Source organism: Ruegeria haliotis, from assembly GCF_013377785.1.
GTDB lineage: Bacteria > Pseudomonadota > Alphaproteobacteria > Rhodobacterales > Rhodobacteraceae > Ruegeria > Ruegeria haliotis.
The window spans coordinates 56,903-77,988 of the sequence record NZ_JABXWT010000008.1 but is presented as its reverse complement, the minus strand read 5'-3'; the positions used below and the strand labels follow the sequence as shown (position 1 = coordinate 77,988).

Annotated in this window: 22 protein-coding genes; 4 read left to right on the top strand and 18 right to left on the bottom strand. The window is 53.0% G+C overall.

Annotated elements, in window-relative coordinates:
- Window positions 1–92: 92 nt before the first annotated feature.
- The 8 genes from speB to HW561_RS14330 all read right to left on the bottom strand — a co-directional run bounded on the left by speB (window position 93) and on the right by HW561_RS14330 (window position 7,312).
- On the bottom strand, window positions 93–1,073 hold the full coding sequence (gene speB / locus HW561_RS14365; RefSeq protein WP_176865936.1) for an agmatinase: 981 nt from the start codon (window positions 1,071–1,073) through the stop codon (window positions 93–95).
- A gap of 177 nt (window positions 1,074–1,250) precedes the next feature.
- Window positions 1,251–1,958, bottom strand: coding sequence for a glutathione binding-like protein (locus tag HW561_RS14360; protein WP_176865934.1), 708 nt, complete (start codon window positions 1,956–1,958; stop codon window positions 1,251–1,253).
- Window positions 1,959–2,048: 90 nt separating this feature from the next.
- Complete coding sequence (locus HW561_RS14355) at window positions 2,049–2,726, bottom strand: ABC transporter permease (protein WP_176865932.1); 678 nt, start codon at window positions 2,724–2,726, stop codon at window positions 2,049–2,051.
- An 8-nt stretch (window positions 2,727–2,734) separates the two neighbouring features.
- Window positions 2,735–3,412: an ABC transporter permease gene (locus HW561_RS14350; protein ID WP_176865930.1), complete on the bottom strand. Its 678-nt coding sequence runs from the start codon at window positions 3,410–3,412 to the stop codon at window positions 2,735–2,737.
- A gap of 75 nt (window positions 3,413–3,487) precedes the next feature.
- Window positions 3,488–4,252 (bottom strand): transporter substrate-binding domain-containing protein, encoded by a 765-nt coding sequence (locus HW561_RS14345; protein ID WP_176865928.1) that lies wholly within the window; start codon window positions 4,250–4,252, stop codon window positions 3,488–3,490.
- A gap of 31 nt (window positions 4,253–4,283) precedes the next feature.
- Window positions 4,284–5,069 carry an ABC transporter ATP-binding protein gene (locus HW561_RS14340; RefSeq protein WP_328803289.1) on the bottom strand — a complete coding sequence of 262 codons (786 nt, stop codon included), beginning with the start codon at window positions 5,067–5,069 and terminating at the stop codon, window positions 4,284–4,286.
- A 129-nt stretch (window positions 5,070–5,198) separates the two neighbouring features.
- On the bottom strand, window positions 5,199–6,116 hold the full coding sequence (locus HW561_RS14335; protein ID WP_176865926.1) for a LysR family transcriptional regulator: 918 nt from the start codon (window positions 6,114–6,116) through the stop codon (window positions 5,199–5,201).
- A 290-nt stretch (window positions 6,117–6,406) separates the two neighbouring features.
- A complete protein-coding gene (locus HW561_RS14330; RefSeq protein ID WP_176865924.1) occupies window positions 6,407–7,312 on the bottom strand; it encodes a LysR family transcriptional regulator in 906 nt (301 codons plus the stop codon).
- Between the two features lie 111 nt (window positions 7,313–7,423).
- Here HW561_RS14330 and HW561_RS14325 point away from each other — a divergent pair, with 111 nt between their 5' ends.
- From HW561_RS14325 to HW561_RS14315, 3 genes are all read left to right on the top strand, one after another.
- Window positions 7,424–7,855 carry a DoxX family protein gene (locus tag HW561_RS14325; protein WP_176865922.1) on the top strand — a complete coding sequence of 144 codons (432 nt, stop codon included), beginning with the start codon at window positions 7,424–7,426 and terminating at the stop codon, window positions 7,853–7,855.
- Between the two features lie 118 nt (window positions 7,856–7,973).
- Window positions 7,974–8,570, top strand: coding sequence for an FMN-dependent NADH-azoreductase (locus tag HW561_RS14320; RefSeq protein ID WP_176865920.1), 597 nt, complete (start codon window positions 7,974–7,976; stop codon window positions 8,568–8,570).
- Entirely contained in the window at window positions 8,567–9,310 is a 744-nt protein-coding gene (locus HW561_RS14315) for a pirin family protein (RefSeq protein WP_176865918.1), read from the top strand. Before HW561_RS14320 ends, HW561_RS14315 begins: the two co-directional genes overlap by 4 nt.
- 148 nt (window positions 9,311–9,458) lie before the next feature.
- Here HW561_RS14315 and HW561_RS14310 read toward each other — a convergent pair whose 3' ends face one another.
- The 9 genes from HW561_RS14310 to HW561_RS14270 form a co-directional block, all read right to left on the bottom strand.
- Window positions 9,459–10,304 carry a BKACE family enzyme gene (locus HW561_RS14310; RefSeq protein ID WP_176865916.1) on the bottom strand — a complete coding sequence of 282 codons (846 nt, stop codon included), beginning with the start codon at window positions 10,302–10,304 and terminating at the stop codon, window positions 9,459–9,461.
- A complete protein-coding gene (locus HW561_RS14305; protein WP_176865914.1) occupies window positions 10,301–11,182 on the bottom strand; it encodes an intradiol ring-cleavage dioxygenase in 882 nt (293 codons plus the stop codon). Before HW561_RS14305 ends, HW561_RS14310 begins: the two co-directional genes overlap by 4 nt.
- A gap of 9 nt (window positions 11,183–11,191) precedes the next feature.
- The gene (locus HW561_RS14300) at window positions 11,192–12,946 is read right to left on the bottom strand and encodes an FAD-dependent oxidoreductase (protein ID WP_176865912.1); all 1,755 of its coding nucleotides are present in this window, start codon (window positions 12,944–12,946) and stop codon (window positions 11,192–11,194) included.
- Window positions 12,947–12,948: 2 nt separating this feature from the next.
- A complete protein-coding gene (locus tag HW561_RS14295) occupies window positions 12,949–14,004 on the bottom strand; it encodes a branched-chain amino acid ABC transporter permease (protein ID WP_176865910.1) in 1,056 nt (351 codons plus the stop codon).
- Window positions 14,004–14,867 carry a branched-chain amino acid ABC transporter permease gene (locus HW561_RS14290; RefSeq protein WP_176865908.1) on the bottom strand — a complete coding sequence of 288 codons (864 nt, stop codon included), beginning with the start codon at window positions 14,865–14,867 and terminating at the stop codon, window positions 14,004–14,006. Before HW561_RS14290 ends, HW561_RS14295 begins: the two co-directional genes overlap by 1 nt.
- A complete protein-coding gene (locus tag HW561_RS14285) occupies window positions 14,864–15,586 on the bottom strand; it encodes an ABC transporter ATP-binding protein (protein WP_176865906.1) in 723 nt (240 codons plus the stop codon). Before HW561_RS14285 ends, HW561_RS14290 begins: the two co-directional genes overlap by 4 nt.
- A complete protein-coding gene (locus tag HW561_RS14280; RefSeq protein ID WP_176865904.1) occupies window positions 15,586–16,305 on the bottom strand; it encodes an ABC transporter ATP-binding protein in 720 nt (239 codons plus the stop codon). Before HW561_RS14280 ends, HW561_RS14285 begins: the two co-directional genes overlap by 1 nt.
- A gap of 88 nt (window positions 16,306–16,393) precedes the next feature.
- Window positions 16,394–17,563, bottom strand: a complete 1,170-nt coding sequence (locus HW561_RS14275) for an ABC transporter substrate-binding protein (RefSeq protein ID WP_235962908.1) — start codon at window positions 17,561–17,563, stop codon at window positions 16,394–16,396.
- A 130-nt stretch (window positions 17,564–17,693) separates the two neighbouring features.
- Complete coding sequence (locus HW561_RS14270; protein ID WP_176865900.1) at window positions 17,694–18,758, bottom strand: maleylacetate reductase; 1,065 nt, start codon at window positions 18,756–18,758, stop codon at window positions 17,694–17,696.
- A gap of 93 nt (window positions 18,759–18,851) precedes the next feature.
- Here HW561_RS14270 and HW561_RS14265 point away from each other — a divergent pair, with 93 nt between their 5' ends.
- Entirely contained in the window at window positions 18,852–19,802 is a 951-nt protein-coding gene (locus HW561_RS14265) for a LysR family transcriptional regulator (protein ID WP_176865898.1), read from the top strand.
- Between the two features lie 325 nt (window positions 19,803–20,127).
- On the opposite strand, the gene HW561_RS14260 is transcribed toward HW561_RS14265, so the two are convergent.
- Window positions 20,128–21,012 (bottom strand): LysR family transcriptional regulator, encoded by an 885-nt coding sequence (locus HW561_RS14260; RefSeq protein ID WP_176865896.1) that lies wholly within the window; start codon window positions 21,010–21,012, stop codon window positions 20,128–20,130.
- Between the last annotated feature and the right edge of the window lie 74 nt (window positions 21,013–21,086).

Sequence of the window (21,086 nt, the reverse complement as noted above, 5' to 3'; positions counted from 1 at the left end):
TCTCCATCAAATTTCAGATTGAATTATCATGAAAATTATTCATGGGTAGCCAGGCGAGTAGACCCGCCTGGCATCGTAAATTACAGAAACGGTCAAGCCCGCGTTTTGCGGTTCGCAACACTTGGCGCCATGGCGCACAGAATCTCAAACATCACGGACACGCCAACCCAGGCAGTTCCGCCGCTTGGATCGAAAGGAGGAGATACCTCCACGAGGTCCGCACCTGCGATATTCACCCCAGTCAGACCGCGCACTAGCTGTTGAGCCTCGCGTGTGGAAAAACCACCGATTTCCGGCGTGCCTGTGCCGGGGGCAAATGATGGGTCGATGCAATCGATATCAAAGCTGACATATGTGCGGGTATCACCAACGATGCGGCGCGCCTCGGTCATCACGTCGCCAATTCCCCTGTCCAGAACCTCTTCTATCGTGATGATACGGACACCCTGTTCCAGCCCCCATTCGACATCTGCCTCGTCGTAGGTTGTGCCTCGAATGCCGATCTGAATGACCCGCTTGGGATCAAGCAGCCCCTCTTCGATCGCCCTGCGAAACGGAGTGCCATGGGTGATCTTGCAGCCACCGAAATACTCATCAAACAGGTCCGTATGAGCGTCGAAGTGGATCATGCTCAACGGGCTTTTTTCAGCGAGCGCCCGCAAGATGGGGAGCGAAATCAGATGATCGCCGCCGGCCGTCATTGGTGTAATCCCAAAATCCCGTAGCTGACGGTAACAGCCGGTGACGCGCTCCATCGTGTCCATCAAGTCCGCCGGGTTGACCGGGCTGTCCCCCAGATCAGCACAGTTCACCATCGAAAATGGGCGCACCTTGCTTACCGGATGCATGGCTCGGATCATGGTCGAATAGTCACGCAACTGGCGCGGACCGTGCCGGGCGCCGGGGCGGTTCGTGGTCCCCCCATCCCAGGGCACCCCAACAAAACCGATGTCGACCTGGCTGATACGTTCCTCATCCACCCCGATCGCCGGCAAGCGCATGAACGTCGGATGCCCGGCAAATCTCGGCACCTCTGATGCCGAGACAGGTTCAAATGAAAATTGTTCACTCATCGCAGGTTTTCCTTCTTGCTTTTCCATTTGGCCTATAAACCGGCATCAGGATCGCCCCCGCCCGGCAGTCTGGATTGCAGCCAGTTTCCCTACATGAGGATTGAACAGAGAGCGCCCCGGGACAAACGAGAAGAACTCATACCTGCATGAGGAAGTAAGGACTTTCAGTGCCTTGCATTAACGTTTGCGGTACTGCATTGCGCCGAACCCCATGCCCCAGCTTTCTTCGGTGAATTCCGGGACTGTATCCGTAGAAAAAGCGACGCTCCTGGCTACAGCCGGGCGCTTGCCGACCCTTTCAAACCAACTTGCCACATTTGGGAAATCACTCAGATCCTGACCCTGGCGCTCGTGTAACCGCGCCCATGGGAACACGGCCATATCGGCAATGCTGTATTCATCTCCTCCAACGTATTCGGATTCCGACAGCCGCCGGTCCAGAACATTGTAGAGCCTGCACGCCTCATTCCGGTAGCGATCTTGGGCATAGGGCAGAACCACAGGCTCTTCAGGACGCATCGGTGCATATTTCAGAAAGTGATGTGCTTGTCCCAACATCGGCCCGAAACCACCCACTTGCCAGAACAGCCACTGGAATACTTCCATTCTTTCCGCATAGGGAAGCGGCAGGAATTTGCCCGCTTTGTCCGCCAAATGAAGAAGGATTGCGCCGGATTCAAAGATTGTAGTGGGAACACCGCCAAGACCATTGTGATCCGTGATCGTTGGCACTTTGTTGTTTGGATTGAGCTTCAGGTAGTCCGGGTGGAACTGGTCGCCAGCGTCGATGTCGATTTGAATCAGCCGGTAAAGCAGTCCGCATTCCTCCAGCATGATGTGTATCTTCTGAGCATTCGGGACATGGGCAAAATATAGGTCGATCATGAGGTTTCCCTGTTATTCGCGCCGAAGCGACGCTTTCAGTAGTAGCTATCGCGCTGCCGGGCTAATCGCGATCAGACCGGATGCCTGCTCCTACATGAACCGCAGGAACTTGAACTCGAGTGCGCGGAACACAAGCGACAAGGTGAAGACAATCGCCATGTAAAGCGCTGCTGCCGTTATGAAGCCTTCGTAAGTGACGTAGTACGTGCCATTTAACTGCCGTCCGGCACCCAGAATATCCACGACAGTGATGGTCGATGCCAGAACACTGCCATGCAAAACGAAGATAACTTCGTTGGAATAAGCCGGGATGGATTTGCGCAGAGCAATCGGCAGGATGATACGACGGAAGGCCGCTGCCCATGACATCCCGCAGGCCATGGCAGCTTCCCAATAGCCTTTACCCACATCCAAAAGTGCCCCGCGGAAAATCTCGCTCGCATATGCTGCGCCGTTCAGCGAGAAGCCGATTAGAGCGCAATAGAAAGGTTCGCGCAGCACCGGCCAGAAGATCGAATTTCGTACCGTCTCAAACTGAGCCAACCCATAGTAAATGATGAACAGCTGGACCAGCAGCGGCGTCCCGCGGAAGACATAAGAGTACCCCAACGCAAGCTTCCCAAGCACCGGCACGTTATAGGCCTGCACCATCGCCAGAGGCACCGCCAGAACACCGCCGAAAAGAAGCGAGCAAGAGACAAGAATGATGGTGTTTTGCAGCCCGCGCGCAAACAGTTCCCAATTGTCATATATGAGCGCCAGATCCATTTTTTGTCCTATTTCAATGCGTACACTCTTCCGAGTTTCCTGAGGAAAAAGTCGGAAATGAGCGTAAGAACGAGGTAGATAAAAAAGCTCACCATCAGGAAGATGAACGGTTCCTGGGTCGTCCGGCCCGCCTGATATGCATTGTAGACGATGTCATGCAGCCCGATGATCGACACAAGTGCGGTGGTCTTGAGCAGTACCAACCAGTTGTTCGTGAATGTCGGCAGCGCCCTTGGCACAATTTGGGGCCAGACGATCCGTACAAGGTACGTTCGCGGAGACATCCCGATGGATTGCGCCGCTTCGATCTGGCCAGCGGGAATGGCCAGAAACGCTCCACGGAACGTTTCCGTCATATAGGCGCCAAAAATGAAGCCCAGAGTAAACATACCCGCAGTAAATGGATCGATTTCAACATAGCGCCAAAGCCCGGTGAGCTTGCCCAAATCATTGATCAGGATCTGGCCGCCAAAGAAGATGAGAAGCATCAGAACCAGGTCAGGAATTCCGCGCACCAGTGTCGTGTAGGCACTGCCGACCATGCGGAGAACTCTGCTGCGGCTCAGTTTCAGGGCCGCCCCGGCCAATCCGAAACAAGTTGCTATAAACAGCGACGTGAGGGCGAGCAGAATCGTGACTTTGAGCCCACCCAGGACCATTGGCCCAAATTCAATGAGTTGGTCCATGCCTGAAACTCCTTTCTCTGCCTTTGGGTGGAGAGGAGACACGGGGAGGAAACTCCTCCCCGCCAGCCGTCAGTTTCATTCGCCGTAGACGTCAAACGGAAAGTACTTGCTGTTTACTTCCGCATAGGTGCCGTTCGCCCTCAGATCTTGGATCGCCCCGGAGATTTTTTTCGCCAGTTCGGTTTCACCCTTGCGGACGGCGATACCGGTTCCTTCCCCGAAATGTTCCGGATCCGTGTGGTTGGTATCCTGCATGACAAAACCCTTGCCGTTATCCGTGGTCAGAAAACTGTCCTGAATCACGATCATGTTGGCCATGGCGGTATCCACGCGCCCAGCCGACAGGTCGAGCCAGACTTCATCCCAGGTCGGGTATTCACGAATGGTGGCTTTCGGCCACTTCGCACGCAGGTAGCCCACCTGGATCGTTGCTCGCTGTACGCCGATCACAACACCATCAAGGTCAGAGTTTTCGTCAATCGGTGCGTCTTCGCGCGCCACGAACCGGTTGGGAATCCGGTAATACCGTTCAGAGAAGTCAACGACACGCTTACGATCATCGGTGATGTTCATAGAAGCCAGAATGGCATCGTATTTCTCGGCCTGAAGAGCAGGGATAATGCCGTCCCAGTCTTGTTCGGTCCAGGTGCAGGTAGCTTTGAGCTCAGCACAGATGGCATTTCCTATGTCATAGTCAAAGCCAGTGAGCCCCCCATCGGACGTCTTGTACATAAAGGGTTTGTAACCAGCCTCGGTGCCCCAGCGGATTGTCAACTCTTCTGCCGAGGCCGCGTGCCCAAGCATCAGGCCAATGATTGCGATTGCGGTTGTTTTTTTCATGTTGTTCTCCCTGTTAGTGGTTGCCGTGATTTCAGTCGTATGCGCGCGAGACAAACTCGGCCCATCTCTGCGTATGATTTGTTGGGGAAGAGAAGAGTTCCTCTGGGCAGCCATTGGTTTCCACGGTGCCTTGATTGAGGAACATGACCTGGTTGCTGACGTTGCGGGCAAAACCCATTTCGTGGGTCACAACCAGCATCGTCCGACCTTCAGCCGCCAGTTGCTGCATGACTTTCAGAACTTCGCCAACCAGCTCCGGGTCCAATGCGGAAGTCGGCTCGTCGAACAAAAGAACTTTAGGCTCCATCGCCAGAGCCCGCGCTATGGCAGCACGCTGCTGCTGGCCGCCGGATAGTTGTGACGGGTAGTAATCCTTGCGATCAAGAACCCCGACTTTGTCGAGATAAGCCTCGGCCCGCTCAAGCGCTTCGCTTTTGGAGACGCGTTCAACATGCACAGGCCCCTCAATGACATTTTCAAGAACCGTCAGATGCGGCCACAGGTTGAAGCTTTGAAACACCATGCCAACTTGCGTTCTGTACTCTGCCAAGTCTTTTGAGCTTGTTGCGTAGAGCTGCCGGTCTCGGTGCCGGCTGAGATTCAGCTCCTTGCCATCGAGGAAAAGCTGCCCTTCTGAAGGATTCTCAAGGAGGTTGATGCATCTCAGGAACGTGCTCTTTCCTGACCCTGAAGAGCCAAGAATTGAAATGACGTCACCTGAGCAGGCTGTAAGGGACAACCCTTTCAATACGTGGTGCGCACCGAAGTATTTTTCGATGTTCTGCACACTCAGGATGCTATTGGTCTGCTGTGACACGTTTCCCCCGGAATTTGGTTCACGTGTCAGAAATATCGCCTTTCTCACACTCAAAAAATGGCAAGCTATTCCGAGATACTTTCCATTTTATGAAAATAATGTAAGGCCCCTGAACAAGCGAATTGGACGCTAGTTTTTCGCGCTAGATTCCAGAATCCTGAGGAATTCCTGGAACACAGGTGTTCGCTGGCGATTCCTGCGATGAACCAGGGCCATCGGCATTTCATAACTGAAGGTGTCCGGCAAAATTTCAACAAAGTCCCCTGCGCCAGCAGCAACATGCTGCGGAAAAAACCCCAGGTAGATGCCCGAGCGAACCAACGCCGCGACGCCCTCTGCTGAATTCACAGTGCCACCCAGTTCAAATCGGGCCTTTTTTCGGATCAATGCTTCCGGCTCTCTGCTGCCAAAGTTCACAATCCGGAATTTGCGGACATCCTTGGGTTTCAGGTCCTGGCCATCACGAAGCAGCTCCGCAACCGGATGCTTCTGGCCTGCAAACAAGCCGATCCGTTCAGAATAGATTTCATAGGAGGTAAGCTCATGCCGCTGTTGGTACTTGGGAAACAGACCAAAATGATAATACCCTTCCAGCACCCCCAACTCGATGTCGCTGGAGGAACCCGTTGCCAGATTGATGTTTACGAGGGGGGCAATATTGTGAAACTCCTGCATGGCTGCTACGAGCGGATTTGCCGGATCACTATAAGAATTGTCCACGATACCGATGCTGACTTCACCAACAAGCTCTTCGTTCAATCCTGCGATATTGGCGGTTAGTTCGCTAGAGGCGGCAAGAAACTGCTGTATAAAAACCAAAGCCCGCTCGCCTTGCTGGGTAAGACGGAAGCCGGAACGACCTCTGTTGCATAATTTGAAACCAAACCGGGTTTCTAATGCGCTCAGCTGTTTGGAAATGGTTGAACTTCCAACGCCCAACTCAATCTGTGCAGCCGCGATTCCGCCGCACTCAACAACCTTTTGAAAGACTCGCATCAAGTGAATGTCTGCGTCACTGACGCGCCCGATCTTCGTCTTTCGCCCCACCGCTTACCTCATAGCTTCTTGTGTCACCGAGATTATTGCAAGTTAGGCGTGACGCCCCGGCAAGTCCCATCGTATTGATCCATTTTAGTTTTGGTTTATCACATACTGCAAGCAGCCGCTTCTATTCACGAAAGCGTCGGAAGGAATCCGGGTCAGAAGGCATCATTCCGGGTTTCTCGGGGTTTCGGAATTCGAGTCGGTCCCGTGGCAAAACCCCAGGAAGAGGTGTTCGCTCAGGTATCTCTCACACGCAAAATGTCAGCGCTGCACATAACGGCCCAACGCCATGGTTAGCACTCCCATGGGAATTGTTTACAGGTCGATATCAGATGATCAACAAACAGCCGTTGCCGCGTCGACTGAAAGCGGCTTGGTTGGAAGATGACGTATATGTCCCGGTTTGGCCAAGTCACGTGATCTGGCAATACTGCACACAGTTCTTGGTTTTCGATGTATTCGGCAACATAAAAGATTGGAAGAAGAGCAATTCCCACGCCCTCTTGAGCTGCACGACATAAAATGTCTCCGGAATCAGATTTGAAATTGCCCGTTAGACTGACCTGTCCGATTTGGCCATTCGCGTCCTTAAAACGCCACTCATGTAACCCGCTATTCCCCGTAAACTCCAAAACATTGTGGCGCACGAGGTCGGCTGGTCGTTTGGGAGTTCCGTGTACTTCCAGATAGGTGGCGCTAGCGCAAAGAACAAAGGGACAAGACGCCATTCGTCGCGCAATGAGCGATGTATCTTGAAGCGATCCTATCCGCAGAGCCAAATCAAAATTTTCATTTACGATATCAACGATGCGATCGTCCAGGCTGACATCCAGTTCAACTTCAGGATACTCCGCTGCAAAAGAAGCAATCATATGTCCGAAGTATTTTTTCCCTAAGCTCTGGGGAAGACTGATCTTCAATCGCCCTCGTGGACGCGATTTCAGTTCATAAATCTGTTCCTGCGCCTCCTGCAAATCTTCCAACGCCCGAGCCGCACCTTCAAAAAAAACAGCCCCCTCTTCCGTGACGGAGACCTTCCGAGTTGTGCGGTTAAGAAGTTTGACTTGCAGATCTTGCTCAAGGTTCTGGATCTGTTTGGACACCGCCGAACTTGTAATGCCCAACGCACGCGCTGCACCCGCAAAACTCTCAGCTTTGACAACCGCTATGAAGACACCGACGCGTGAAACATGGTCCATTCGACTATCAACTCAATGGAATTAGTTTTCTTCCAATGTTCAGTATTATCAATTCTAGGTTGGCATGCAATCTATACTTCAGACAAACACCAACACTATTGGAGTAAGATAATGACACAGCAAACCAACTCTAACTACGGCGCCCTTCTCACCCGATTGTCCCTTGGGAGCATCTTAGTATCCCACGGGCTTTTGAAGGTACTCGTCTTCACAATTCCAGGCACTGTAGGGTATTTTGCAAGTCTCGGGTTGCCCGCATCTGCCGCCTATCTGACGATCTTCGCAGAAATCATAGGTGGCACAGCTATTCTATTGGGTCTCTATACGCGCCTAGCTTCCCTGCTCTCCATCCCGCTTTTATTGGGTGCACTTTGGGCACATGCCAACAACGGCTGGGTGTTCAGCTCAGAAGGTGGCGGTTGGGAGTTTCCATTGTTGCTGGTGCTTCTTGCGGTTGTCGTTGCCCTACAAGGCAGTGGCCCATTCGCGCTGCGCAAACTGCCGTTGATCGACGGCTTTATCCCTCAGTCCTTGAAGGCATGAAAGTCAAGCCCAAGCCCAAACCTCTCATGTTCAAGAGAAGTGCGTGAGAAACGTTCGAAAATAAATTCGCAGATTTGCGCAAACCACACCGAGCAATTCAAAATCAAGGGAAACCGACATGGCATGTACTATATTGAACATACAAGCGAGCGCCCGGCACGAAGGATCTGTCTCACGGCAACTGTCTGATGCAGTTTTGGAGCAACTGAATGCAGATGCGATCATCGTACGTGACTTGACTGAAGGTGTTGCGTTGCTGACGAACGACTGGTTATCAGCGAACTTCACTGCACCAGTTGATCGTGGCCCCAAGGAACGCGAAATCCTAGCCCTTTCAGATGAGCTGATCAGTGAAATCAAGAGTGCTGACACACTGGTTATTGGAGCGCCAATCTACAACTTCTCTGTTCCTGCTGTTTTGAAGGCATGGATTGATCAGGTCGCCCGAGTCGGAGTGACGTTCAAATACACTGAAAACGGCCCGGTTGGACTGCTGTCGGACAAACGCGTAATTATCGTTTTGGCATCAGGAGGAACGAAAGTCGGTAGCGATATAGATTTCGCGTCAGGATACCTCAGGCACATCATGAAGTTCATCGGAATCACCAATGTGACAATCATTGCAGCCGATGAACTAGGTGCAAATGCCGACAGCAAGATCGCAGCCGCACAGTCCAAGATCGCGACCTTGGCCTACGAAGGAGTAGCAGCATGAACATCAAGAAAAAATACACAACCCAAAAAGGTAGTTTGAGATTCACCGTTCGACCTTCACGTGAACGTGGGCGGGCTGATTTTGGTTGGCTGAAGTCAGCGCATAGTTTCAGCTTTGGAGAGTACTATGATCCACAGCATATGGGATTTGGAAATCTGCGTGTCATCAACGATGATATCGTCACGGGTGGCAAAGGGTTTGGACGGCACCCGCACAAAAACGCCGAGATTTTCTCTTATGTGCTAGAAGGCGCGCTTGAACACAAGGACTCTCTGGGCAACGGATCAGTTGTTAGTGCGGGCGGTGTTCAATACATGAGCGCAGGTTCAGGCGTCACGCATTCCGAGTTCAACCCATCTTCGACTGACAAAATGCGGTTCTTGCAGATTTGGCTAATGCCAGCGAGGCAGAATACCAAGCCCGCATATGACACCATTGATCTGTCAAACGACGACAAAAGTGGCAAGCTCAAACTGTTCCTTTCCCGAGATGGGCGCAACGGCTCCATGACAACCCAGGCAGACGCAAGCGTCTATGCCGCGACATTGGAAGACAGTCAGGCGATCAGTACTGACCTGAAGGTTGGACGCAAAGGTTGGGTGCAAGTTGCCAATGGATCTCTAAACGTGAATGGCATCGCTTTGTCCAAGGGCGACGGTCTAGCCATTGATGGCAGCGGCCCACTGACATTTGACCAAGGTAACGCGGCAGAAATTTTGTTTTTTGACCTCGCCCGATAGAAGGAAATACAAACTCTGGTGGCATGTTCGTGCCACCAGAGTAAATACAAGCCTTGTTATCGTATGACCAGCAACTAGACGAGGCTGCGTGGTCTTCTATTTGAGAAAGACCCCTGTTCTGCTGTCGGTGCAAACCACTCTTTACACATCAATCAGGCGGCAGGTATCGTTCCAAACCGAGCAATGACCGCGCCTCCGAGCAGCTGGCAACCGGGCGTTCGTATCTATTGCAAAGATCAACGACACGCCGTACCAAAGCAGCGTTTGATGGTGCCAGGTTGGCCTTGTCGATACGAATGTTATCCTCGAGTCCCGTCCGCGCATGACCACCTGCAGAAACTGACCAATCATTCAGAGTGAATTGATCCGCTCCTATCCCTGCCGCGCACCACTGAGCACCATCGCCAAACAGTCGTTTGACGGTTTGAACATAGAAATCAAAGACATGCCGATCAGCTGGCATCGCATTTTTTACCCCGAGGACAAATTGCACATAGGGAGTATCTGTTATCTTCCCTGCCTTGTGCATCTCTGCGGCTTTTAAAATATGAGACAAGTCAAAGGCTTCAACTTCTGGCTTAACACCATGAGCGACCATTTCCGACGCCAACCAATCCACAAGATCAGGCGGGTTTTCATAGACGCGGGTTGGAAAGTTATTGGACCCGACTGACAGTGACGCCATCTCAGGCCGCAATGAGATCATGCCGCCGCGAGTTTTACCCGCACCAGAGCGTCCTCCAGTTGAAAACTGAATGATCATGCCTGGGCAGTGTTTTTCCACACCTTCCTTAAGGGCCGCAAATTTTTCAGGATCGCTGGAAGGCGTTTCGTCATCATTGCGCACATGAGCATGGACAATGCTGGCACCGGCTTCAAAAGCCTCTTGCGTGCTTTCGACCTGTTCGGACACAGTAATTGGTACAGCGGGATTGTTCTCCTTGCGTGGCAGACTGCCCGTGATTGCGACGCATATGATGCAGGGCGTAGTCATGATGAGGGTGCCAATACGAAATCGTGAACCACTTCATAAAACGGCCCGTCGACCCCTTCGTTGGCAATACGCGCTGGATCCTCGATCAAATCGAACTTTGCCAACAAGCTTTCTTTAACACCAAAGACCGCATCAGATTGGATATACTTGTCATCGGGATCGAATATATGAGTGACAAGCGTTTCATAGCCCCGTGCTTCTAAAATATAGTGCAAATGCGCAGGGCGATACGGGTGACGCCCTAAACTTCTTAGCAACTTTCCTACAGGCCCATCATCAGGAATTGGATAGAAGCGAGGTTTTGCACCCCAAAAGTTGTACGTCCCATCCGAACCGGTCCGAAAAACGCCACGCAAATTGAAATCAGGTTGTATGCCTTTTTGCTGCACGTCATAGAAGCCGTCATCATTTGTCTGCCAGACATCAATCTTGGCGCCCTCAATAGGATTACCATCCGTGTTCAAGATACGACCCTTGATCAGCATTGGATGCCCCTTGCCATCAAGGCAGATATTCGACCCCATCGACATTTCAGGCACGTTGGGGACATGGAACGGTCCCAAAACTGTTGATTCCGATGCTCCACTAGGTTTGCGGTTATTGATTGCATCCACCAACATGGAGACCCCAAAAATATCACTCAGCAGTATGTATTCTTGCCGCCAGTCATCCGATTTATGGCCCGTTTCGGTTAAGAATTTGATGGCAGCCATCCATTCGTCTTGGGTAGGCTCAATTTCTTTTACCGCAGCATGAAGATGCCGGGTGATAGCGGAAATGACTTCAGCCAATCGCGGTTCCGTTGTCGCCGCGATTTGACTGGTAACAACTTCAGCCGAGTTCTCTTCGGTAAAAAAACCTTGTTCCAGAGTGCTCATAACAACCTCCTATCGAGCCAAAATCGCGGTCAAGACGCGGGTCAATTCCAAAACAGGATCTTCTGCCGTTCCATCTTTGCGCCAGCACACATGCTGGTCAGGGCGGGTCAAGATGCAGCCGGCATCACCCACCTCCCGCGCGCGCGCCCAATCGCCGGTGTGATCCACATATTGCTGGCGTGGGCCGATAACATGGGCGCGGATTTTTATGCCTAGCTTTTCGCCGACGTCCCTTGCAGCATCCGCCCAAGTCCTTCCGCCCAGGCCGGTAAAGATGGTAAATACCCCACCTCCGGCTAGATCGAGTGTCGAGTGTTTTGCCCCGTCTTCATCAAAAAGCCATGCGTGCGGGATCCGCGCGCCGGGCCACGTCGTCGGCTGATAGTGAAGATCGGCATCGAGCGCGAAGTCGGGCTCGATCTGTCCATCAGTCACTGTTGCGTTCGACGTGTAGCGTTGATTCATCTCAACGCCGTGGGCGTCGAACTCATACTTTTTAAACGCAATTGCTGTGTTCAGTGCGTCCCGTTGTTCCTCTGCATCCGGCGTGGCATCACATCGGGCATCCATATTGGCCTTGATCTGTTCGATCTCAGTGCCGCCAGTCATGCCCAATGCCTCAAAAATGGGACCAAATTCGGCAATAGACTGGTTGGCACGGGTCACGATCTGCTTGGCCACGGGGGCGCGTTCGACGGTGTAGCTGTCCAAAAGCGCCTCACCCGCTTCACCCTTGACGACCGCGGCCATTTTCCACGCGAGGTTGAAGGCGTCCTGGATCGACGTGTTCGACCCCAACCCGTTGGAGGGTGGATGGCGGTGTGCCGCATCACCCATGATGAACACCCGGCCCTTGGACATCTCGGTCGCGTAGGTGTCGTTCACCGTCCATGTATTCGCGCTAATCAGGTCGATTTCAAGTTCCGGATCGCCAACGAGCTGACGGGCGACATCCGTGGCCATTGCTTCGTCGACCTCTGGAGCGGGTTCGTTGATGTCGTACCCCCAGACGATCAGCCATTCGTTCCAGGGCCGGATGCAGCGCACCAGCCCCATGCCGATCCCGCCGACGTTGGCCCCTGGCTGCATTACCCAATAGAGAACCGAAGGTCGGTGTGCGACATACTTGGACAGGTCCGCGCGGAAATAGATGTTCATCGAGCCGCCAACACCCATATTACCTTCGAAAGGCAGGTCTTCGTTTTCGGCCACCAGCGATTTGCCGCCGTCTGCCCCAATCAGGTATTTCGAACGAATGGTGAGTTCCTTGCCCGTCAATCGGTCGAGACAGGTTGTTGTGACGCCTTCGTCATCTTGCAAGTGGCTGATGTATTCTGTGCTCATTCGAGCGCGGGTGCCGCGTTTGCAGGCAGTCTTGAATAGGATTGGCTCCATAAATGTTTGCGGTAGATCATTCATGAATGTTGGTGAGGACAGCAGATGTTCCGCCTTGGATAAGGGATGCGTGCCCCACGACTTCATGCGACCAATCTCTTCACCGGCGAGGCTTTCGCAAAACACGTTCTCGCCCATCAAAGATTGATCCATAGCGTTGAGATACACCTCATCCTCGACCTCTCGACCGAGGTCCCGCAACACCTCCATTGTGCGTTGGTTCGTGATATGCGCACGCGGCGTGTTGGCCAGCCAATGATAGCGGTTTATCACAACGTTATCGACTCCATAGCTGGACAGCAGTGCCGCACTTGTCGACCCGGCGGGACCGGTGCCGATGATCAGGACCTCTGTTGTGATATCTGGCATATTTATTCCTCCGAAGATGCTAGTTTGCCACCCGTTAGACGGCGGCGAATTGGGAAAAGGTGTAGGCCGGTTTGCTCGCTCAGCAGGCCCCAAAGGCCGCGAGGGGCAACCAGCATGACGACAACTGCGAGCACACCCAACGTCATCAGGTACCAGCTACCGAAATCAGCCAGCAATGTTTGCAGCGCAAAAAAGACAAGCACGCCGATAATAGGTCCCTCAATTGTGCCAATACCGCCGATCACGACGATGAAGATCACGTAAGCGGTCCAATCGGTGACGCTAAAGGCGGCGTCTGGGCTGATCCGAGCTTTTTGCATATAGATCAGACCACCAGCCAAACCGGTGCCGAAGGCGGACGTCAGGAACACGATCCATTTCATTCGACCCGCATCAACGCCGACGGATTTCGCCGCCTCGGTATTGTCGCGCACGGCAGCCAATGCCAGTCCGCGCCGAGTCCGCAATAGCCAATAAATTCCTCCGATCGTCGCCAACGCCAACACCAATGCCAGCCAATAAGCCAGGACATCGCGCGCAGCCGCCGACCGAAGGCCAAGTGTGCTTTCGATTGATTCAATGAACCACATGTCGCGGGTTGCATCGCGTGGTAAAGACGTGCCGGTGCCCCCGCCGAGCATTTTCCATTGTGCGACGAGCAGGCGCACGACCTCTGCAATGACCCATGTGCCGATCGCGAAATAGGCACCGTTCAGGCGGAACGCAAAGAAGGCCGTCGGTACTGCAATGACAAGTGCTGCGATACCAGCGCAAAAGATTGCGGGTACTGGGTCCACCCCCCAAAGGATGACGACACCAAAGAGCGCGTAGGCACCCGTCCCGACAAAAGCCTGCTGCCCAATGCTGACCAATCCGCCATAACCCGCAAGAAGGTTCCAAAATTGCGCCAAAACGAGCATCGTAAGGATGAAGAACATGTCTTGGATCGTCCCTCGGCCCGCAAAGAACGGCAATGCTATCAGTAGGCTGATCAAGATGACGCCGGCGATTGCTGCAATCCGCGACGCGGGTGTTTGTGTCGTAACAGAATAAGCCATCAGTCATTCGCCCTAGGAAAGAGACCACGCGGCCGGACAAGCAGTACAAGCAGAAAAGCGAAGTGCCCTGCTAAGATTTGCCACTCAGGATTGATTGCGGCCCCCAAAGTCTGTGCCACACCGATAATGACGCCACCCAAAAGTGTGCCCCAAAGTGATCCAAGGCCGCCGATAATGACTGCCTGAAACGCGTAGATCAGCCGGGCTGGGCCGATATTGGGATCAAAGTTTGCCCGAAGCCCCAGATACAACGCCGCAATCGTGACAATAACGAATGCAATACCCGTCGCAGTCGCAAAGATATTTGCAGGCTTGATGCCCATGAGGCTCGCCGTCGTTGGATCATCCGACGTAGCGCGAAACGCGCGGCCCAGCTCGGTGCGGTAGAACAACTGATTTAGCGCCACGATCACCAGAATGGCGGAGCCAAACGTTAACAGTGGCATCACCCCCAGCGAGACCGGGCCGGCCTGAACCGAAGCCGTCGTCAATGCGCTTGTTGGCAATCGCTGACTGTCGGCTGAAAACGTCTCGAGTAGAGCATTTTGAAGCGCTATGGACAGGCCGAATGTGACCAGAAGGGGTGGGAGGATATCGTCGCCCAATGTGCGGTTCAGCAGAAACTTCTGCAACACCCATCCAAGGCAGAACATGACCGGCATTGCAATCAATGCAGCCAAGAATGGCGACAACCCCAGTATCGTGACCAAAACCAAGATAAGATAGGCTCCCATGACGATCAAATCGCCATGAGCAAGGTTCACAAGCCGCATGATACCAAACACAAGACTTAGCCCTGATGCAAAAAGCGCATAAAGCCCTCCAAGCAATATGCCTTGGATAACTGTATCAACCCAGATCATTGGCTTGCTCCGAAATAGGCGTCATGGATGTCATTGCGACTGAGGGTGTCGGGTGTGCCGGAAAGCGTCACGCGACCCTCCATCATACAATAAACGCGATCTGCGAAGGCCATGGCTTGCGCGATGTCCTGTTCGACGACGATGAGTGAAGCTCCGGCAGCTTTGATAGCGGGGACCGCTTTGTAGATGTCCTTGATTACAACGGGCGCAAGACCAAGGCTGATTTCATCACACAGCAGCACGCGCGGGTTGCTCATCAACGCGCGACCGATTGCAACCATCTGTTGTTGTCCACCAGACAACGCAGTGCCAGGGTTATTCCGCCGCTCGCGCAGGATTGGGAAAAGGTCATATACAGTGTCCAACGTCCAGTACCCGCGGGATTTACGCCCGTAAGTTCCGATCAACAGATTCTCTTCGACACTCAAGGAAGGGAAAAGCCTGCGACCCTCCGGCACCATAGCCACGCCTTGCGTCATAATCTCATCTGCCGGTTGGGCACCGATTGGACGGCCATCAAATGATACCGACGTTGCCGCATTGCGCAGAATGCCTGCTATGGACCGCATCAGGGTGGTTTTACCTGCGCCGTTCGCTCCAATGATCGCAACTGTTTCGTCCACGTCGAGCTCAATATCGACACCGAATAAGGCCTGAAAATCACCATAGTAGGCGACCAGCCCGTTGGTTTTTAGAAGCGGGGTTTGTAAAGGGGCCATCAGACTTCGATCCCCAGATAGATTTCCTGGACTTCGCGGCTGGCCATAATCTCTTCCGGATCGCCAAGCCCGATGACTTTGCCGAAGTCCAACACCAGCAGTCTTTCTACGACGGACGTCAGTGCGTGAAGCACATGTTCGATCCAGATAATTGTGACGCCGCGTGCGTGAATATCTTTGATCGTGCGGATCAGCGCCTGGCATTCGCCTTCGGTGAGGCCACCCGCGATCTCGTCCAGCAACAGCAGCTTGGGTTGCGTCGCCATCGCCCGAGCAAGTTCCAACCGCTTGCGTTCCAACAACGACAGCCGACCAGCCGGAACGTTAGCACGCCTTATTAGTTCTGTGCGTTCCAGGATATCCGCACAATCGTCGCGAACGATGGCCTCACTAAGGTTTCGCCCGTGTGTCGCGGCCACAAGCAAGTTTTCATAAACCGTCAGTTTTTCGAATGGTTGTGGGATCTGGAAAGAGCGGCCGATGCCAATAAGACACCGTTCCATTGCTGAAGCCCTTGTCACGTCGCGCCCTTCGAAATGAATACTGCCCCCATCTGCGCGCACATTGCCCGTAATCAGATTGAACAATGTGGATTTGCCAGCACCGTTCGGCCCTATGATGCCGAGGGCCTGGCCCTGCAACACGTCAAAGCTCGCATCATCTGTGACGGTCAGCGCGCCAAAGCTTTTTGAGACAGATTTGAGAGAAAGGATCGACATAGTAATATCCACGTCCCGCACAGTGATAGGGACCTAAAAAATTAGGTTGCACGCCCCGGAACGCATCCGGAGCGCATGAGATTTTAAGTCAGGAAATTTCTTCCATCGTACCATTGGTTGGAATGTCGGGATGGTCAGAGTTATCTACAATCACCAGATCATAGCTACCGTCTTCCCTCATCCGCCACTGACCGCCAACCAGCGGTGTCTTGGCCACATTGGCTGCCACAAACGGCGGCAAGCCTATCCCGTCGAAGGCAATACGACCAACTATGGAGTTCAATTGAGTCGCTGCAATTGCAGCAGCTACTTCATCTGGATTGCGACTGTCATCGACGCGCCCCATGACATCCGCCGCCATTTCAAAAAGAGCGTGAACAAATCCGATGGGTTGTGTCCACTGGTTTCCTGTTGCCGAACTATAGCGTGAGGCCAATTCGCCAGCGGATTGTTTGGTGATTGATGATGTGAATGGGTGTGTCGGCGACCACCAAACTTCAGATGACAGGTTGTGGCCCTGATCACCAAGCGCTTCGACGGCTTGAGGGAATAGGATAGCCTTGCCGATGCTAGCAACTTTGGGGTTAAAGCCCTGTTGCTTGGCTTGCGTCCAGAATGTGGTGAAGTCTGGGGGGATTGGAACGCCAGTAACGATATCACAGTTTGCAGCTTTGAAAGCGTTGATCTGGGCGCTGAAATCATCAGTCAGATTTTGGTAGCGTCCCGTATCGGTGAGGGAATAGCCCTTCCCGGCCAACACTGGTGGGAAGCCCACGTTTGGATCACCCCACGCATTGCCATCTCCGTCATTAGGAAAGATTGCGCCAACCGATTTGTTGGTATCAAGTTGGTTCCACATGGATGTGAAGGTTGAGATAACATCTTCCAATCCCCAGAAGAAATGGAAGCTATAATCAAACGGACGCCAGCTGTCCGGGTCACCCGGGTTTCCCTGCTGACCGATAAAGTATGGTTGCCAAGGAGCCACTGTAGAGATTACGGGGATTTCTTCAGCTTCGCAGGTCGTGGCAACGGGGTTCGTCGTTTCCGGCGTGGAAGCCACGAGCATCATGTCAATTTCATCATCGACAATCAGTTCTTTTGCAACTTCAGCTGCGCGGTTCGGGTTTGATTGGCTGTCCTTAACGATGACCTCAAAATTGGCTCCGGCCTCAGATTTAAGGAATCCGTCAATGATGAATTGGTCGGCGTCTGAGAATGCTGCCAGCGGACCCGATTGCGGACTGACATAGCCCAATCGAATTTTTGCGCCTTGTGCGATAGATGGGGCAGCCAGACCGCTAGCCGCAAATGTAAGGCCTGTTGCCGCAGTGGATTTGAGCAGTTTGCGTCGTGTGATCATGATGTCCTCCCTGAACGTCGTGATGTTAGTGAATTGGTGTGTCTCCCGCCCAAGCGGCTTGCAGCAACGAACGAATATGGTCCTGAGTTACAGGCCTTGGGTTCGGGTATGGCTTGGTCGTCGCCAGCTCTGCAGCGTGGTCAAGGTCTGCCTCTTTCAGGCCCAGATCTCGCAAAGCGAGCGGAGCGTTCACATTCTTTGAAAATTGATAGAGTGCTGTACCGGCGTTATCTCCGCCCAACAGGTCGCAGATCGGCTGTAGCTCCTTGGCGGCGGCACGGGCGTTGTATGCGATGGCATGCGGTAAAACGATTGCATGCGTTTCGGCATGAGGTAAATCGAATGATCCGCCCAACGTGTGGCAAAGCTTGTGATGCAGCGCCATGCCAACCTGACCCAAAACGGTGCCACATGCCCAGGCTCCACGCTGCGTTGCTTCACGAGCAATTAGGTCATTGGGGTTAGCCAGAACTTTTGGCAGGCCATCCACAAATGCCTTGAGTCCTTCAATAGCCAGTTCTGTTGTGTTGGCTGTGCGGTTGGTTGCATAAAGTGCTTCGGCTGCGTGGGCCATCGCATTCAGTGACGATGTTACAGACATATTCACAGGAAGTGTCTGAACCAACTCAGAGTCATATAGAATGACCTCCGGCAGGACGCGGGGATCGCTGATAGTCGTTTTCACACCATCTTCGGTCTGCCCAAGGATTGGGGTCGCCTCACTCCCGGCGTAGGTCGTGGGCACCACAATCTGGGGCAAGTCACTGTGAAGAGCGATGGCCTTTCCAAGCCCTGTCGTTGATCCGCCGCCTATTGCTATTAGGCAATCGGCCTTAGTCTCGGCAACGTGTGCCAGGGCGGCGTTGGTTACATGAACTGGCGTGTGCATTTCAGCCTGACAAAACACGCCAATGGCCAATGATCCCAGAAGTTCCGCCGTCTCAAGCGCCGCATCACTCTGCTGTGGGGTGGATAGGATCAAAGCCCTTGCAGCCCCCAAGCGCCGAGTTTCAGCAGCGATTGACTTACGGATCCCGCGACCAAAAACAACCCGCACATTGGAACCAGTATTATTTGCCGGCTGTTTCATCGTTTGAGCTCCCAAAACTGTCATGGGACTGTCAATAGCTGACCCAAAATGATCAGTTGATAGAATTGAGGGCAATCAATATACCTTCATGTTATGAAGATAGACCCCAACCACCTTCACATGCTTGCGGCGATCATTGATTCAGGTGGGCTGAGCGAAGGCGCAATTGCCTTGAACAAATCCCAACCAAGCCTGTCGCGCACCGTTGCCATGCTTGAAGCACGCTTAGGTTCGCGACTTTTCGAAAAAGGCAAACGCCCGTTAAGACCTACTGAGCTTTGCCAGTCCTTGGCTGACCAGGGCCGCATCATTTTACATGCGAGCGAAGCGGCTCGGCAGGTTGCGGAGCTTTACTCTGGTGGCAAGGCTGGCACTGCGCGCATCTCAGGCACGCCAATTTTCATGGACGGTGTCATTTCCAATATGATTGCCACATTCCAAGGTGCATTTCCCGAAATCGCCATTCATCAGACTTACGGTTATCTCGGCGATCTTACCGAACAGCTGAATGTGGGTAACGTCGACCTGGCCATCTGCCCTGTTTGTCCCGACACCGTCCCTGAGGGACTATCTTTCAAGCCAATTCTGCCCGGGCGGAATGTGATCGCCTGCGCCCCGTCCCACCCATTAGCGCGCAAATCTGCTATCAAACTCGAGGACATCGCGCCTTACCCATGGATCGCACCACCTGCTGGAAGCCCACTATACGAAGATTTGCGCAGCGCGCTCGCAAGGATTGGCATCAAGGATTTCAAGGTCAGTTTTACCGGCGGGTCCTTGGCATCGATTATCAGCATTCTGGCGGGGTCAGAATCCCTCACTGTACTGCCGTATTCTGTCGTCTTCATGCAGAGCAACACCAAGAATGTCACAGCGTTACCGGTAAGGCTGGAACATCCTTCTCGCGAACTGGGAGTTCTTTGGCGCGATGACAGACCCATCAGGCCTGCTGTGTTGCGCTTTCGCAAATATCTCGAGAGCGAATTCTCTGGGTTGGCAAAGCGAATTGAAGAAAAAGGTCGAAATATCGTTTGGCGGAATTGAGAGACGCCGGCAAGGAACGATGGTCGCATATGGCCAGAGAGTTCAAGCGCGGGCTGACGAAGGACATGCGACTGCAATCTAGCATCGTGTGGCCGGTCACAGGGCGCTTTTCAGCGGGGCCAGAACTTCTGTGGCGGCTAGATTCGCATACGCAACGGAAACAAGCTCAATACTCGCGGACCTCCGAAACCAAGCATTGATTTGCGGCGGCATTGTTTGAGTTTACTCTGATATCGGGTAATTTATCTTTCGCACACTCTGCGCGATCTGATTTCAGACCACAAAAACCGCGGCACTGTTACCGTTTTGAGCGGACTGATTGCTATTATCGCATCTCTTCAGCGGCAAGATCCAGAAACAATCGAGCCAACTTTGTTAACGAGGTATTTCCGCTGTGCACGGCAAAAAGCTGAATTTTGGGAAAGCGCCACTCTGGTAGGACCTCGACAAGTTTTCCGTCTCGGAGATCGTTTTTGCACAACGGTTCAGGTAACTCGCCAACGCCTTGTCCTGCAACCACTGCAGCGCGGATAGCGGCATAGTCGTTGATTGCTAGATCCGGTTCAAATTTGGTGTCTTCTGTAGTGGCGGCTCTTGAAAAAGACCAAGTCACATTGCGTCCACTATTGAAACCAAAACCGATCCGCTTGTGTCGTGACAGCTCGGATAGTTTGCGCGGCAAATTATGGACGGAGGCGTAGCTCGGGGCTGCAACTAGGCGGTGCCGATATCGCAGCAAAGTCCGTACAACGAGGTCTGGTTGTTTTGGTGGTGCAACGCGAAAAGACAGATCAACACAATCATCGACAAAATCCAACATGCGTTCAGACACCAGAACACGAAGTCGCGCCTTCGGATATCGTAGTTGGAACGTTTCGATAGCCTTCAAAAAAAGCACTTCCATCAGATTTGGTGGAACCGTGATCGTAACTGTGCCAGCCGTGTCGCTGTGCCGATCCAGCATGACCCGATTAGCGTATTCCAGTGTGTCCAACCCTTTGCGGCATAAATCGAAGTAGGTTGCTCCAGCCTCAGTCAACCGAATCTGACGCTTACTGCGGTCGATCAGGCGCGTGTTTAAGTTAGCCTCCAATTCAGACACTTTCCGGCTGACCGTCGACAGCGGCACATTCAAGGCATGCGCGGCTTCCGTGAAACTCTGAGAACGGGCGACTTGGGAAAAAACTGCGATGGCATCAAGGCTGGGCATGACTCTTCCGTATTTGGAACTCTTGTTTCAGAATGATGCATTTATTCTAAAATAGAAAGAGTTAGTGTGGTACA